The sequence below is a fragment of the Rhodopseudomonas palustris genome, assembly GCF_007005445.1.
GTDB lineage: Bacteria > Pseudomonadota > Alphaproteobacteria > Rhizobiales > Xanthobacteraceae > Rhodopseudomonas > Rhodopseudomonas palustris_G.
The window spans coordinates 4,576,634-4,591,689 of the sequence record NZ_CP041387.1; the positions used below are offsets into that span (position 1 = coordinate 4,576,634).

11 protein-coding genes are annotated in these 15,056 nt (G+C 65.0%); 4 read left to right on the top strand and 7 right to left on the bottom strand.

Features of this window, described 5'->3' with window-relative positions; all coding sequences use genetic code 11:
* Positions 1 to 660: a YggS family pyridoxal phosphate-dependent enzyme gene (locus tag FLL57_RS21120; protein WP_142883937.1), complete on the bottom strand. Its 660-nt coding sequence runs from the start codon at positions 658 to 660 to the stop codon at positions 1 to 3.
* Between the two features lie 168 nt (positions 661 to 828).
* Here FLL57_RS21120 and FLL57_RS21125 point away from each other — a divergent pair, with 168 nt between their 5' ends.
* The 4 genes from FLL57_RS21125 (at position 829) to holA (ending at position 6,975) form a co-directional block, all read left to right on the top strand.
* A complete protein-coding gene (locus FLL57_RS21125; protein WP_013500181.1) occupies positions 829 to 2,502 on the top strand; it encodes a diguanylate cyclase domain-containing protein in 1,674 nt (557 codons plus the stop codon).
* Positions 2,503 to 2,706: 204 nt separating this feature from the next.
* Positions 2,707 to 5,337 (top strand): leucine--tRNA ligase, encoded by a 2,631-nt coding sequence (gene leuS / locus FLL57_RS21130; protein ID WP_142883938.1) that lies wholly within the window; start codon positions 2,707 to 2,709, stop codon positions 5,335 to 5,337.
* A complete protein-coding gene (lptE, locus tag FLL57_RS21135) occupies positions 5,324 to 5,887 on the top strand; it encodes an LPS assembly lipoprotein LptE (protein WP_013500179.1) in 564 nt (187 codons plus the stop codon). Before leuS ends, lptE begins: the two co-directional genes overlap by 14 nt.
* A gap of 56 nt (positions 5,888 to 5,943) precedes the next feature.
* Positions 5,944 to 6,975, top strand: coding sequence for a DNA polymerase III subunit delta (gene holA, locus FLL57_RS21140; RefSeq protein ID WP_047307981.1), 1,032 nt, complete (start codon positions 5,944 to 5,946; stop codon positions 6,973 to 6,975).
* Positions 6,976 to 7,350: 375 nt separating this feature from the next.
* On the opposite strand, the gene FLL57_RS21150 is transcribed toward holA, so the two are convergent.
* The 6 genes from FLL57_RS21150 to rho all read right to left on the bottom strand — a co-directional run bounded on the left by FLL57_RS21150 (position 7,351) and on the right by rho (position 14,966).
* On the bottom strand, positions 7,351 to 8,241 hold the full coding sequence (locus FLL57_RS21150) for a ParB/RepB/Spo0J family partition protein (protein WP_013500176.1): 891 nt from the start codon (positions 8,239 to 8,241) through the stop codon (positions 7,351 to 7,353).
* A 171-nt stretch (positions 8,242 to 8,412) separates the two neighbouring features.
* Positions 8,413 to 9,267 carry a ParA family protein gene (locus tag FLL57_RS21155; protein WP_013500175.1) on the bottom strand — a complete coding sequence of 285 codons (855 nt, stop codon included), beginning with the start codon at positions 9,265 to 9,267 and terminating at the stop codon, positions 8,413 to 8,415.
* Between the two features lie 26 nt (positions 9,268 to 9,293).
* Positions 9,294 to 9,965, bottom strand: coding sequence for a 16S rRNA (guanine(527)-N(7))-methyltransferase RsmG (gene rsmG, locus FLL57_RS21160; protein ID WP_142883939.1), 672 nt, complete (start codon positions 9,963 to 9,965; stop codon positions 9,294 to 9,296).
* A gap of 171 nt (positions 9,966 to 10,136) precedes the next feature.
* Entirely contained in the window at positions 10,137 to 12,005 is a 1,869-nt protein-coding gene (gene mnmG, locus FLL57_RS21165; protein WP_142883940.1) for a tRNA uridine-5-carboxymethylaminomethyl(34) synthesis enzyme MnmG, read from the bottom strand.
* Between the two features lie 275 nt (positions 12,006 to 12,280).
* Positions 12,281 to 13,609 (bottom strand): tRNA uridine-5-carboxymethylaminomethyl(34) synthesis GTPase MnmE, encoded by a 1,329-nt coding sequence (mnmE, locus tag FLL57_RS21170; RefSeq protein ID WP_142884260.1) that lies wholly within the window; start codon positions 13,607 to 13,609, stop codon positions 12,281 to 12,283.
* 91 nt (positions 13,610 to 13,700) lie between these two features.
* Positions 13,701 to 14,966 (bottom strand): transcription termination factor Rho, encoded by a 1,266-nt coding sequence (gene rho, locus FLL57_RS21175; protein ID WP_013500171.1) that lies wholly within the window; start codon positions 14,964 to 14,966, stop codon positions 13,701 to 13,703.
* Between the last annotated feature and the right edge of the window lie 90 nt (positions 14,967 to 15,056).

Sequence of the window (15,056 nt, forward strand, 5' to 3'; positions counted from 1 at the left end):
CTATCGATGACCGAAGATCGCCGACCCCACCCGCACATGGGTGGCGCCGAACTGAATCGCGATATCGAAGTCGGCACTCATGCCCATCGACAGTTTCGACAGCCCGTTGCGCCTGGCGATCTTGGCGCACAGCGCAAAATGCGGCGCCGGCGCCTCATCGACCGGTGGGATGCACATCAACCCGCAGATCGTCAGCCCCCAGCGCTCCCGGCAGGCGACCAGAAAGGCGTCGGCGTCCTGCGGGGCGATGCCGGCCTTTTGCGGCTCCTCGCCGGTGTTGATCTGCACGAACAGGTCGAGCTTGCGGCCGGCCTGCGGCAGCGCCTTGCTCAAGGCTTCGCACAAGCTGTCGCGATCCACCGAATGGATCGCATCGAACAGCGCCACAGCATCCTTGGCCTTGTTGGATTGCAACGGCCCGATCAGATGCAACTCGGTGCCAGGATACTCCTCGACCAGCACCGGCCATTTTCCCTTGGCTTCCTGGACGCGATTTTCCCCGAACACCCGCTGGCCGGCCGACAGAACCGGGCGGATCGCGTCCGCCTCGAAGGTCTTCGACACCGCGATCAGCGTCACCTCGCTCCGGTCGCGCCGTGCGTCCGCGCAGGCGCGCGCGATCTCGGCCTCGACCGCGGCCAGATTGGCGGCAGAGCTCATCGCGGCACGGCTCGGAGATGAGAGAAACGGCGTGTTGAGGACGTCAACGACGTGAAATGTCGGGCGGGTTCGCTCACGGTTCCGGGTTCGCTCAAATTGTAATGAATCGGGGAAAGGCTTCTTGAAGCCTTCTACCTAGGATCATTGCGGGGGGCCGAGGGGGCAACGATGTCACGCATCGCGATCGTCCGCAAGAAAGCCAAGCTCAGAGCCATGTTGGGCATCCGGGCGCGGCTGGTGGTGCTGGCGCTGATTCTGGTCTGTCCGCTGATGCTGGATCGGGTGCGTCTGCTCGAACAGACCCGGACTGATCAGCTCGCCGCGATGGCCAGCGAGCTGTCGACGCTGGCGCAGCGTACCGCCGACGCCGAGCGCGAAGTGATCTCTTCGGTCGAGGCGGTGCTCAAATCCGCCGCCTATGTGCATGCCGCCGCCGCTCAGGCCGGACGAAGCTGCAGCATCCTGCGCGCCAGCCTGCGGGTCGACCTGCCGTCGATACGGATGCTGATGGTCGCAGATCGGGACGGCATCGTCCGTTGCTCGACCGCCTCGATGTTCGTCGGAAGCGACATCAGCGATCGCGCCTATTTCCGCAAGGCATTGGAAACACACGATTTCGTCGTCAGCGACTTCCTGGTCGGGCGGCAGACCCAAAAGGGCACCATCCTGGCCGCCTACCCCGTGTCGGCGATCGACACCGGCGAAGACGCGGTGATCGTCGCCGGCATGAACCTCGACTGGCTGTCCGACATGATGAGCAATCTCGCCGGTCGGGCGGGTGTCAGCGCGGCGCTGATCGACGGCGAAGGCACCGTGCTGGCGACCCCGCCGGACGAGCGCGGCCTGGTCGGCAAGAAGCTCGACCGTCTGGCGCTGCTGCCGGCGATGGCTCAGAAGTCGCAGGGCCGCGAAACCGCCAGTATCCGCGACGAGGATGGACGGCTGTTGACCGTCACCCGGATTCCGGGGACCAGCGCCAGGCTGGTCGTCACCGTCGACGAGAACAAGGTGTCGGCGGGCATCAACTACGACATCCGCACCGCCTATCTGCAGCTTGCGCTGGTTTGTCTGTTCGTGTTGCTCGGCGCGCTGTTCGCCGCCGAACGGCTGATCGTGCAGCCGATCTCGGTGCTGACGGCGGTCGCCAACAGGTTCGCCGAGGGCGATTGGTCGGCGCGGGTGGCGCGCAAACGGCTGCCGTCCGAATTCGTGCCGCTGGCGCGGGCGTTCAACGCGATGGCGGCGCAGCTCGGCCAGCGCGAGCGGGAGCTGGTGGCCAGCAACAGCCGTCTCAGCGTCATGGCATCGATGGACCTTCTGAGCGGCCTCGCCAATCGCCGCGGTTTCCAGAGCCGGCTCGATTTCGAATGGATGAAGAGCCAGCAGACCGGCCAACGCCTGGCGCTGATGATGATCGACGTCGACCATTTCAAGCTGTTCAACGATTCCTACGGCCATCCCGAAGGCGACGCCTGCCTGAGCCGGATCGGCGAGACCCTGGCGGCGGTCGCCGCCGAGACCGGCGGCTTCGCGGCGCGCTACGGCGGCGAGGAATTCTGCCTGCTGCTGCCCGAAGCCGGGATTGGCCGCGCCATCCAGGTCGGCGAAATGGTCCGCACCACCGTCGAGCAGCTCACGCTGCCGCATCGGACCAGCCCGTTCGAGCGGGTCACGGTCAGCATCGGCGTCGCCTGTACGCTGCCGAGCGAACAGGCATCGCCTGCCGAGCTGATCGAGGCTGCCGACGCGGCGCTTTACGCAGCCAAGCACCGCGGCCGCAACAACGTCGTCGAGCACGGCTTCATCCGGGTCACCGACGGCCCGGTCGCGATCGCGAGCTGACGCGGCGAAGGGCTGTTCGGCAGGCCGCCGGGCTTGCGCCATCCCATTGACCCGACACCGTGTTTCATGGCCTATTCCGCGCGCTTCGCGCGCGATTTGACCCGAGCCCCCGCACCGGTTGGCGACCTCGGCCGCGCCCTGTTTTTCGCCCCGATCCGCGCTCGAACCGGCCGGCCGTCTTCTGACCTTTCGAATCCTGATCTCATGAGCAACGAACGATACAACGCCCGCGAATCCGAGCCGAAATGGCAGTCCAAATGGGACGAGGCCAAGATCTTCGCCACCCGGAACGACGACCTGCGCAAGAAGTATTACGTGCTGGAGATGTTCCCGTACCCGTCTGGGCGGATCCACATGGGCCACGTCCGCAACTACACCATGGGCGACGTGGTGGCGCGGACGATGCGGGCGCGCGGTTACAATGTGCTGCACCCGATGGGGTGGGACGCATTCGGTCTGCCGGCCGAAAACGCCGCGATCGAGCGCAAGGTCGCCCCGAAGGCTTGGACCTACGACAACATCGCGGCGATGAAGAAACAGCTCCAGACCATGGGGCTGTCGCTGGACTGGGCGCGTGAATTCGCGACCTGCGATCCGTCCTACTACAAGCACCAGCAGAAGATGTTTCTCGACTTCCTCAAAGTCGGGCTGGTCGAGCGCGAGAAGCGCAAGCTGAACTGGGACCCGGTCGATATGACCGTGCTGGCCAACGAGCAGGTGATCGACGGCCGCGGCTGGCGCTCGGGCGCGGTGGTCGAACTGCGCGAGATGAACCAGTGGGTGTTCAAGATCACCAGATACGCCCAGGAGCTGCTCGACGCGCTGGATACGCTGGACCGCTGGCCCGACAAGGTGCGGCTGATGCAGCGCAACTGGATCGGCCGCAGCGAGGGCCTGATGGTGCGGTTCGCGCTCGATGGCGCGACCACGCCGGCCGGCGAGACCGAGCTGAAGATCTTCACCACCCGCCCGGATACGCTGTTCGGCGCCAAGTTCATGGCGATCGCGGCCGACCACCCGCTGGCGCAGGCGGCCGCCGCGAAAGACCCGAAGGTCGCGGCGTTCATCGACGACTGCAAGAAGCGCGGCACGGCGCAGGCCGAAATCGACACCGCCGAGAAGCAGGGCATCGACACCGGCATCCGCGCCGTGCATCCGTTCGATCCGAACTGGCAACTGCCGGTCTATGTGGCCAACTTCGTGCTGATGGAATACGGCACCGGCGCGATCTTCGGCTGCCCGGCGCACGACCAGCGCGACCTCGACTTCGTCAACAAGTACCAGCTCGGCAACACCCCGGTGGTCTGCCCCGAAGGCCAGGACCCGGCGAGCTTCGTCATCACCGACACCGCCTATGACGGCGACGGCCGCCTGATCAATTCGCGTTTCCTCGACGGCATGACGATCGCCGAGGCGAAGGAAGAGGTCGCCAAGCGGCTGGAGACGGCGCAGCTCGGCGGCGCTCCGGTCGGCGAGCGCAAGATCAATTTCCGCCTGCGCGACTGGGGCATCTCGCGCCAGCGCTATTGGGGCTGCCCGATCCCGATCATCCACTGCCCGACCTGCGACGTGGTGCCGGTGCCGGCCGCCGACCTGCCGGTTGTGCTGCCGGAGGACGTGTCGTTCGACAAGCCGGGCAATGCGCTCGACCATCATCCGACCTGGAAGCACGTCACCTGTCCGCAGTGCGGCGGCAAGGCGGTGCGCGAGACCGACACCATGGACACCTTCGTGGACTCGTCCTGGTACTTCGCGCGCTTCACCGATCCGTGGAACACCGAAGCGCCGACCACGCCGGACGTCGTCAACCGGATGATGCCGGTCGATCAGTATATCGGCGGCGTCGAGCACGCGATTCTGCACCTGCTGTACAGCCGGTTCTTCACCCGGGCGATGAAGGCGGCGGGACACATCGACATCCAGCATGACGAGCCGTTCGCAGGCCTGTTCACCCAGGGCATGGTGGTGCACGAGACCTATCGCAAGGCGGATGGTCACTTCGCTTCGCCCGCCGAAGTGGCGATCACCGTCGACGGCGATCAGCGCCGCGCCACGCTGATCGAGGGCGGCGGTCCGGTCGAGATCGGCCCGATCGAGAAGATGTCGAAGTCCAAGCGCAACACCGTCGATCCCGACGACATCATCGGGACTTACGGGGCCGACACCGCGCGCTGGTTCATGCTGTCGGACTCGCCGCCGGACCGCGACGTGATCTGGAGCGAGGAAGGCGTCAAGGGCGCCTCGCGGTTCGTGCAGCGGCTGTGGCGCATGGTGAATGATGCCGCCCCGATCGCCGCTGCGGCGCCGGCCGAACGGCCGGCCAGCTTCGGCGCCGACGCGCTCGGCTTGCGCAAGGCCGCGCATGGTGCGCTCGACAAGGTGCTGTCCGGCATCGAGCGGCTCGCCTTCAACGTCAGCCTGGCGCACATTCGAGAGTTCTCGAATACCCTCGGCGACGTTCTGGCGCGATCACAGACGCCCTCCCCCGATCTCGCCTGGGCGATCCGCGAATCGACCATGATCCTAGTGCAACTGTTCCACCCGATGATGCCGCATCTCGCCGAAGAATGCTGGTCGGTGCTCGGTCAGACCGGGCTGGTCTCCGAGGCGCTGTGGCCGCAGATCGAGCGCGATTTGCTGGTCGAGGACAGCATCACCCTGCCGGTTCAGGTCAACGGTAAGAAGCGCGGCGAGGTGACGGTGCCGCGCGACGCTCCGACCGACGAAATTGAGGCTGCCGTTTTGGCGCTCGATACGGTAAAACAAGCCCTGGGCGACAAGCCCGTTCGCAAGGTGATCGTGGTTCCGCAGAGGATCGTGAATGTCGTCGGCTAAGCCCGCGGAGCTCAGGAAGTTCGTCGTCAGGTTGGCACTCGCCGTGGCGCTCGCCGCCCCGGTGGCCGGCTGCTTCCAGCCGATGTACGCCGATCGCGGCGACGGTTCGCCGACCTTGCGCGACAAGCTCGCCGCCATCGAGGTGCCGCCGCTCGACATCCCGAACGGCTCGCGCAACTCCCGCCTCGGCGTCGAACTGCGCAACAAGCTGATGTTCAAGCTGTACGGCAGCGCCACCGGCGTCCCGCCGCTGTACACGCTGAAGATCTCGATCACGACTTCCCGGTCGTCGCTGATCGTCGATCCCAGCACGCAACTGCCGACGATCGAGAACTATGCGATCGACGCCAGCTACCAGCTCAAGGACATCGCCACCGGCAAGATCGTGACGACCGGCAACACCTTCTCGCGCGTCGAATACGACGTGCCCGGCCAGTCGCAGCGCTTCGCCCGCACCCGTGCCGGCCGCGATGCGGAAGACCGCGCCGTGCAGGAGATCGCCGAGAATATCAACACCCGGCTGGCCTCGTTCTTCTACGCCGGCATGTGAACCGCGATCGCGCCGGGCGAGCGGTGTCGTTTCACATTCGGCGTGAGCGCTGAGGAATGGTTGCTCTCCGCGGCAAAGACGCGACTTCGTTTTTGGCCCGCCCGGATCCGGGCCGGCCGATCGTATTGCTGTACGGACCGGATGCCGGCCTGGTGCGCGAACGCGCCGATGCGCTGATCGCCGCCTCGCTCGACGATGCCAAAGACCCGTTTGCGCTGGTGCGGCTCGATGGCGACGAACTCGCATCCGAGCCGTCGCGGCTGGTCGACGAAGCCCTCGCCATTCCGATGTTCGGCGGCCGCCGTGCGATCCGGGTTCGTGCCGGCTCGCGCAGCTTCGTCGCCGGCGTCGAAGCCTTGATCGCCTCGCCGCCGAAGGAATGCCGCGTCGTGATCGAGGCCGGCGATATCAAACCGGACAACGCGCTGCGCAAGGCGTGCGAAAAAGCGACCACCGGTGCGGTCGCGATCGGCTGCTACCCGGACGCCGAAGCCGATATCGCCCGGCTGATCGACGACGAGCTGCGTGGATCGAGCCTGCAGATCGGCAAGGACGCGAAGGCTGTGTTGACCACCCTGCTCGGCGGCGATCGCCAGGCGTCGCGCAACGAACTGCGCAAGCTGGCGCTGTACGCGCATGGCAAAGGCGAAGTCACGCTCGACGACGTGATCACTTGCGTGTCGGATGCGTCCGATCTGAAACTCGACGCGATCGTCGATGCTGCGTTTTCCGGCAAGCCCGTCATCGTCGAGACAGAATTCGCCAAGGCGATGGTGGCCGGAACCTATCCGGGTCAGATCATCCTCGCGGCGCAGCGCCACGCGGCGTTTCTGCACAAGACCAGCCTCGCGGTCGAAGGCGGCACGCCGGCCGCGATGGTGCTCGATTCCGGATTCCCGCGGCTGCACTTCTCCCGCAAGGCCGCAGCCGAGACAGCGCTGCGCAATCTCTCGGCGACGCGGCTGGCGCAGATCATCGAGCAGCTCGCCAGCGCCGCCCTCGAAACCCGCCGCCAGGCTACACTCGGCGCTGCGATCGCCCAGCGGACACTGCTGTCGATCGCGGTCAGTGCAAGGCGGCGGAGTTAGAGCGCTTCATCGATTGATTGAAGAGGGCTTGGCCTTGGGTCCTAACGTCCTCGTCCTGAGGAGCCCGGCAAAGCCGGGCGTCTCGAAGGATGAGGAGCCGCATGGCTTGCGGCGCATGGTTCGAGACGGCGCTGCGCGCCTCCTCACCATGAGGTTGTGCGTATGGCAGGCGGTGCGGACTAGCTCTGGTTCTATGAAAAACAGAACTGCTCCAGTCAAGTTGTTACCATCCGTGGGGCGGTGTTGGGCGAAGCGAAGATCAACCGGATCTCGCAGCACGGCCACCCCTTCGTTCGTCATTCCAGGTTCGCGCTACGCGCGCCCCGGAATGACGAACGAGAGATAGCCGCTTAAGGCGTCAACCAATAACGCGAACTAACCGCCCGCCTCGAGCCGCCGGATGATATCATCGAGCTGGTCGAGGTCGGCGTAGCGGATCTGGAGGGCGCCAGCGCCTTCGTGGTCGTCGATCGTCACCTTCATGCCGAGTGCGTCGCTGAGACGTTTCTCGAGCGCTAGCGTGTCGGCGTCCTTCACCGACTTGGCGGCGGCCGTGGCGCGCGGCTTCTGCGGCTTGCGCTCCGGCACGCCTTCTTCATGGGCGAGCGCTTCGGTCTGCCGGACATTGAGACCTTCGGCAACGATCCGTTTGGCGATCGCCGACGGATCGGGCAGGCCGATCAGCGCCCGGGCGTGACCGGCGGTGAGTTCGCCCGATGCGATCAGCGACTTGACGTCGTCGGGCAGCTTGATCAGCCGCATCATGTTGGCGACGTGGCTGCGGCTCTTGCCGACGATCTTGGCGATCTCTTCCTGGCTGCGATTGAACTCGGCCGCCAGCGCCTGATAGCCCAACGCTTCTTCGAGCGGATTGAGATCTTCGCGCTGAACGTTTTCGACAATGGCGATTTCGAGCGCGAGCGCGTCCGACACGTCGACCGGAACGATCGGCACCTCGTGCAGACCGGCGCGCTGCGCCGCGCGCCAGCGCCGCTCGCCGGCGATGATCTCGTAGCGATCGGCGGCACCCTTCACCGGGCGGACCACGATCGGCTGGATCACGCCGTGCTGCTTGATCGAGTCGGACAGTTCACCGAGTTCGGCATCGGTGAAGGTGCGGCGCGGGTTGCGCGGATTGGCCTTGATGAATTCGATCGGCACCTTGCGCTGCGCACGCGGCCGTTCGGCCTGCGTCGCTTCGCCGCCGACATCGCCGATCAGGCTCGCCAGGCCGCGTCCCAGTCGCGAACGGTGCTCATCGGCCATCGCCAGCTCCCTTGGATTCACGTCGCTACTCCGCACTGATGAAATGAAAGTTGTTAGTTCGCGTCGTCATTGCGGAACCGCATCGCGAGCAGGCCGGCGCCCTGCCCGGCCCTGGATCGCATTGCTGCGCGCGCAATGACGAGGCCTGGTCCGCGCCGCCGGCCCGGCACCTCAATGCGTGGTGCGGAGTTCGCGCTCGCGCTGAATCACTTCGGTGGCGAGCTTCAGATAGGCTTCACTGCCGACGCATTTCAGATCGTAAACCAGCACCGGCTTGCCGTAGCTCGGCGCTTCCGAGATCCGCACGTTGCGCGGGATCATGGTGTCGTAGACCTTCTTGCCCATGAACTGGCGGACATCGGCGACGACCTGGCTCGACAGATTATTGCGGCTGTCGAACATCGTCAGCACGATGCCGTGGATCGTCAGGCTTGGGTTGAGATTGGCGCGGACCTGTTCGACGGTCTGCAGCAGTTGCGACAGACCTTCGAGCGCAAAGAATTCGCACTGCAGCGGCACCAGGATCGCATCCGCCGCCGCCATCGCATTGACAGTCAGCAGGTTGAGCGACGGCGGGCAATCGATCAACACGTAGGTGTAGTCGAGCGGCGGATCGATGTCCTTGTTGAGTACGCCGATCGCGTCGCGCAGCCGGTACGCGCGGTCGCCGCGATGGCCGAGCTCGAGCTCGAGGCCGGACAGATCCATCGTCGAAGCGGCGATATGCAGCCGCGGCACCGCGGTGGCGACCACCGCATCGCGCAGCGGCGCTTCGCCGGCGAGCACGTCGTAGGTCGAAGTGTTGCGATCGCGGCGGTCGATGCCGAGCCCGGTCGAGGCGTTGCCCTGCGGATCGAGATCGACGATCAGCACCCGCTCGCCGATCGCGGCCAGCGCCGTGCCGAGATTGATCGCGGTGGTGGTCTTGCCGACCCCACCCTTCTGGTTGGCGAGCGCGATGATGCGCGGACGCCCGGGCTGTGAATTCGCCCTATCACCTTGATAAATCTCGTCAATTACGGTCATGGCAGGTTCTTTGGCTCGCGGTGGCGTTATGTGCGTCGTTCGATGTGGTCGATCTCGACGATCCAGCCTTGGCCACCGGTCACGCTGGCATGCAGCTTGGGCTGGAATTTCCAATATTTAGTAGCTTCCGTCAATTCCGCTTCTACATCTTGACCCTTGAGGAACAACGCTTTGGTTGTTCCTAGGGTCATCAGAGGTTCCGCGAAACCGATGAGCTGGTGTAGCGGAGCGACCGCGCGGGCGGTGATGCAATCGAGCGCCTGTGGGAATCTATCCACGTTATCCCCGATGTCCGCCAGCATCACTGTGCCCGGCGCGCCGGCAACGCGAAGCGCCTCGCGCAGGAATGCCGCCTTCTTTGCGATCCTCTCAACTAACGTAACGTGCCCGCCGACATCCGCCATCGCGCAGGCCAGCACGACGCCGGGAAATCCGCCGCCGGATCCGAAATCGAGCCAACGCCGCGCATTCGGCACCAGGCCGACGAGCTGCAGCGAGTCCGCGACGTGCCGGGTCCAGAGCTGAGGCAAGGTCGAGGGCGCGACCAGATTGGTCTTAGCCTGCCATTGCTGCAGCAGCGCGACGTAGGCATCGAGCCGGGCTTCGAGCGCCGGCGAGATCGAGACGAGCCTCAGCGCCGCCGCTTTGTCGGCGTCGAGATCAGAGAAAGAAACGAGAGGTTTGGCAGCGCGCTGCATGGAACTTCATGGCGGTGACGGCCCTGGCTGGGGCCATGATTGATTATATTCTTGCAAACCGATTCCGGCCATCGAATCCGGCGATGGATTTTGCGATCGAGCGCATCGGTTTCACGTGAAACATTTTCGGAACCGAAGGTGACTGTTTCACGTGAAACGCCGGCCGCTCCGCTAGCCTGCCGACTTCCGTTTCCGCTCCTCTCGCCGCAGATAGGCGGCGAGAATTCCGAGGGCCGCGGGCGTGATACCGTCCAATCGACCCGCCTGCCCCACGGTGTGGGGCCGATGCCGTTCGAGGCGGGTACGCGCCTCGTTCGAGAGACCGGGAACGGCCGCGTAGTCGACATCGGTCAGCCGGAGACTTTCGTCCCGACGAAATGCTTCGACGTCCGCGGTCTGGCGCTCGAGATAGACATGGTACTTGGCGTCGATCTCGACATGCGTGGCGATCACCGGATCGACCTTTCCCAGCTCCGGCCAAATCGCGCGGACCTGGGCCCAATCGATCTCCGGATAGGACAACAGGTCGAACGCCGATCGGCGCTGGCCGTCCCGGTTCAGTGCCAGTCCATGCTTGGCGGCTTCGTTCGGGGTGATCGCCAGCGACTGGGCGAGCGCCCTCGCTTCGGAAAGTGCGGCCATCTTGCCGCGGTGGAACGCCGATCGCTCCGCCCCAACGCAGCCGAGCGACACTCCCTTGTCGGTGAGGCGCTGGTCGGCGTTGTCGGCCCGAAGGGTCAGGCGGTATTCGGCCCGGGAGGTGAACATCCGGTATGGCTCGGCAATACCGCGGGTCACCAGATCGTCGATCATCACGCCGAGATAACCATCGGCGCGATCGAACACCGCCTGATCGCCTCCCCCGGCGGCCAATGCCGCGTTGAGCCCGGCCACCAGCCCCTGGGCTGCCGCCTCCTCATAACCGGTGGTGCCGTTGATCTGCCCGGCCAGGAACAGCCCGCGCAGCCGCCTGGTCTGCAGCGACGGTTCCAATTCCCGCGGATCGACGTGGTCGTATTCGATCGCGTATCCGGGACGGAACATTTCGGTAAGTTCCAGCCCCGGGATGGTCTTCAGGATGGCGCGCTGCACCTCTTCAGGGAGCGAGGTCGAGATCCCGTTGGGATAGACCGTCGGATCATCGAGCCCTTCCGGCTCCAGGAAGATCTGATGGCCGTCGCGGTCGCCGAACTTGACGATCTTGTCCTCGATCGAGGGGCAATAGCGCGGTCCTGTCGACTGGATCTGGCCCGAATACATCGGCGAGCGGTGCACATTGGCCCGGATCACCTCGTGGGTATCCGGCGTCGTCCGGGTGATGCCGCATTCGATCTGCGGCGTGGTGATCGCCGGCGTCAGGACCGAAAACGGCTCCGGCGGGTCGTCTCCGGGCTGCATCTCGACCGCGCCCCAGTCGATGGTCCGTCCGTCGAGCCGCGCCGGCGTGCCGGTCTTGAGCCGACCGAGGGTGAACCCGAGTGCTTCGAACGAGCCCGAAAGTCCCATCGCCGGGGCTTCGTCGATCCGGCCGGCCGGCCAGCTTCGCTCGCCGAGGTGGATCAGGCCGCGCAAGAACGTTCCGGTGGTGATGACAACCGCAGCAGCAGCCAACTCACGGCCGTCGCCGAGCCGAATGCCGATCACCCGACCGTCCCGCCACAACAGGACGTCCGCCTCCCCCTCGATCACCGACAGATTCGGTGTGGCGAATATCGCGGTCTGCATCGCAGCCGCATACAACTTGCGATCGGCCTGCGCCCGCGGTCCGCGGACCGCTGGACCTTTGCGGCGGTTGAGCATCCGGAACTGGATGCCACCGGCATCAGCGACCCGGCCCATCAGGCCGTCGAGAGCGTCGACTTCGCGGACCAAATGACCTTTGCCGAGCCCACCAATGGCCGGATTGCAGGACATCGCCCCGATCGTGGCATAGCGATGCGTGACCAGCGCCGTTGCGGCGCCGATCCGGGCAGCCGCAGCAGCAGCCTCGCAGCCGGCATGGCCGCCGCCGATAACAATGACGTCGAAGGAAGTGCGCATCAGGGGGTTCTAGCTCAGCTCCTTGGAGCTTTGAAGGCGGCGCGCCAATCTGATACCGGCCAAAGCTCACCACATTGTTTCAAGTGAAACAGCGGCGGCGGCAATCGGTGTGGCATGGTTACCAAATCGTTGTCCGGCGCGCCTCCCATAGCCAGATGCCGAATGGGTCTTCGATCTTGGTTTCAAAGCAGGCACTCCGCTGTTTCACGTGAAACAGCGGCCATCCGCAGGACTATGGTTAACCAAGTCTTACCCGCCGGCCGATTGCGGCCTCCCTATTTCCCTATGCAGAACCGGCCAAAGATCTCGCCGAGGACGTCCTCGACATCGACCCGCCCAAGCAAGCGTCCCAGGTCATGGCAAGCGGCGCGGAGTTCCTCGGCGACGATTTCCTCGGCCAGACCCGGTGCCAGACTTCGTCCCAGCGCTGCCCCGGCATCGGCAAGCAGCAGCCGATGGCGGTCTCGGGTGATCAAGCCGGCCTCCGCAGAGCCGAAATATTGCGCGGCAAACTGCGTGAGTTCGCGCAGCAAACCGGCGACACCCTCGCCGCTAGACGCAGAAATACGAAAATCAGCGTCTGAAGACCGCTTCTTCCGCCCCTCGTCCGTTTCCGCCAGATCGATCTTGTTGCGCACCCGCCAGACCTCCGGTCCGCTGAGATCCGGATCGGAAGCGTCGGTGGGCGTGCTGAGCCACAGCACCAGATCCGCCGCCGCCGCGCGCGCCCGCGCCCGCCGCACACCCTCCTGCTCGATCGGATCGTCGCTGTCGCGCAACCCCGCGGTGTCGATCACCGTCACCGGATAGCCGCCGAGATCGAGATGAACCTCGATCACATCCCGGGTCGTGCCGGCATGAGGCGACACGATCGCCACATCACGCCGCGCCAGACGATTGATCAGGGTCGACTTGCCGACGTTCGGCGGGCCGGCGATCGCCACCACCATCCCGTCGCGGAGCTTTTCGCCCTGGCCCTGCTCGGCCAAGACCTCCGCAATCTCCGCGGACAGCGCGGCGATCTTCGCCCGCGCGGGTGCCATCAGGTCGGCGGCGACGTCACCTTCGTCGGAAAAGTCGATCCCGGCCTCGACCAGCGCCAGCGCTTCGATGATCTGGTCGCGCCAACGCCGCGCCCGGTCGCCCAGCACGCCCTGAAGTTGCCGCAGAGCCTGCCGCCTCTGCACCTCGGTATCGGCGTGGATCAGATCGTCGAGACCTTCGGCTTCGGTCAGATCGAGCTTGCCGTTCTCGAATGCCCGCCGGGTGAACTCGCCTGGCTCGGCCGGCCTCACCCCTTCGAATGCGGAAAGCGTCTTGATCAGCGCCGCCGCCACCGCGTGACTGCCGTGGATGTGCAGTTCGGCGACGTCTTCGCCGGTGGCCGACGCCGGTCCCGGAAACCACAGCGCCACGCCGTCATCGATCATCTCGCCGCTGCGATTTCTGAGATCACAACGCACCGCACGTCGCGGCGCAGGCAACGATCCGGTCAGCGCCGTTACCACGTTCCCAGCCTGTGGTCCGGAAACTCGAAAGATCGCGATCGCCGATGGGAGCGGCCCGGTCGCGAGAGCAAAAATGGTCTGGTCCCTCGGATGCATGGGCGCTGTCTTGCCGAGGCGCTGTTCCGAACGCAAACAAAAAGGGCGCCCCGCGCGGGACGCCCTTGATCGCTGGTGTTGGCCGGTTCGCTCAGGTGTTCATCGAGTCGAAGAATTCCGAGTTGTTCTTGGTGTTGCGCAGCTTGTCGAGCAGGAACTCGATCGCATCCATTGTACCCATCGGGTTGAGGATGCGGCGCAGCACATACATCTTCTTCAAGAGCTGCGGATCGGTGATCAGCTCTTCCTTGCGGGTGCCGGACCGCGAGATGTCGATCGCCGGGAAGGTGCGCTTGTCGGCGACCTTGCGGTCCAGGATCAGCTCCGAGTTACCGGTGCCCTTGAACTCTTCGAAGATCACTTCGTCCATACGCGAGCCGGTGTCGACCAGCGCTGTGGCGATGATGGTGAGCGATCCACCCTCTTCGATGTTGCGGGCGGCGCCGAAGAATCGCTTCGGCCGTTGCAGCGCGTTGGCGTCGACACCACCGGTCAGCACCTTGCCGGAGGACGGCACTACCGTATTGTAGGCGCGGCCGAGCCGGGTGATCGAGTCGAGCAGGATGACGACATCGCGGCCGTGTTCCACCAGGCGCTTGGCTTTCTCGATCACCATCTCGGCGACCTGGACGTGGCGGACGGCAGGCTCGTCGAACGTCGAGGAGATCACCTCGCCCTTCACCGAGCGCTGCATGTCGGTGACTTCTTCGGGCCGCTCGTCGATCAGCAGCACGATCAGGTAGCATTCGGGGTGGTTCGCAGTGATCGAGTGCGCGATGTTCTGCATCAGCACCGTTTTACCGGTGCGCGGCGGCGCGACGATCAGGGCGCGCTGGCCTTTGCCGATCGGCGCGACGATGTCGATCACGCGGGCCGACAGATCCTTGCGGGTCGGATCGTCGATCTCGAGCCGGAAACGCTCGTCCGGGAACAGCGGCGTCAGGTTGTCGAAATTAACCTTGTGCTTGGACTTTTCGGGATCTTCGAAGTTCAGCGAGTTGACCTTGAGCAGCGCGAAGTAGCGTTCCCCTTCCTTCGGGCTGCGGATATGGCCTTCGATGGTGTCTCCGGTGCGTAACCCGAACCGGCGGATCTGCGAGGGGGAGACGTAGATGTCATCCGGACCGGGAAGGTAGTTCGCATCCGGTGATCGCAAAAACCCGAAACCATCGGACAGCACCTCGACGACGCCCTCCCCGATGATGTCGGTTTCCTTCGCCGATAGCTGCTTGAGGCAGGCGAACATCAGCTCCTGCTTGCGCATCGTGCTGGCGTTCTCGACCCCCAGCTCCTCTGCAAACGAAACGAGCTCGGCCGGCGTCTTGGCCTTCAGGTCTTGAAGTTTGATTTCCCGCATGGGGGTGGTCCTGTGGAAACGAGACTGGGGATTCGTCAGCGGAAGAAAAAGCGGGAGGAAATAACGGAGGTCCGCAGGTCTTCAGGTCGA